Consider the following 453-nt stretch of genomic DNA (forward strand, 5'->3'; position numbering starts at 1 on the left):
GAGCCGCGGTGACGTGATCGACCGGCAGCATTGGCGCGCAGACTGGGGATGCGGAATGAACCTTGTCGACAGAGCTTTCGGAGCGTCCGAATTTTCGGATGCCGAAGAGCCTGGGATTTTCACCTGGGAGTTGGCGACCGACAAGGTTTATGCGGATTCGGCGCTGGCAAACCTCTTTGGGCTTGATCCGGAACAGACCCTCACAGGGCTGCCGGTCATACGATACCTCGACCGAATTCACCCTGACGACAAGCCATCTGTGGCCAAGGCGATTTCCGAATCGGTGATCACAGGAAATCCGTATCGCTGTGACTATCGGGTGTTTGATCGAAGCGGGCAAATAGTAGCCGTGGCTGCCTTAGGTCGCTGCTTCAGGGATGAAGACGGAAACCCGTCGCAATATGCGGGCATCGTATTTCCGACGAATGATCACGTCCAGCGGGACGAATTGTC

General features: G+C 56.5%; 1 protein-coding gene. It reads left to right on the top strand.

Annotated features, from left to right (window positions below; translation table 11 throughout):
- Positions 1-55: 55 nt before the first annotated feature.
- A partial coding sequence (locus tag AF337_RS29960) for a PAS domain-containing protein (protein WP_049735020.1) occupies positions 56-453 on the top strand: 398 nt, incomplete at its 3' end.

It is taken from the genome of Rhizobium ecuadorense (genome assembly GCF_001187535.1).
GTDB lineage: Bacteria > Pseudomonadota > Alphaproteobacteria > Rhizobiales > Rhizobiaceae > Rhizobium > Rhizobium ecuadorense.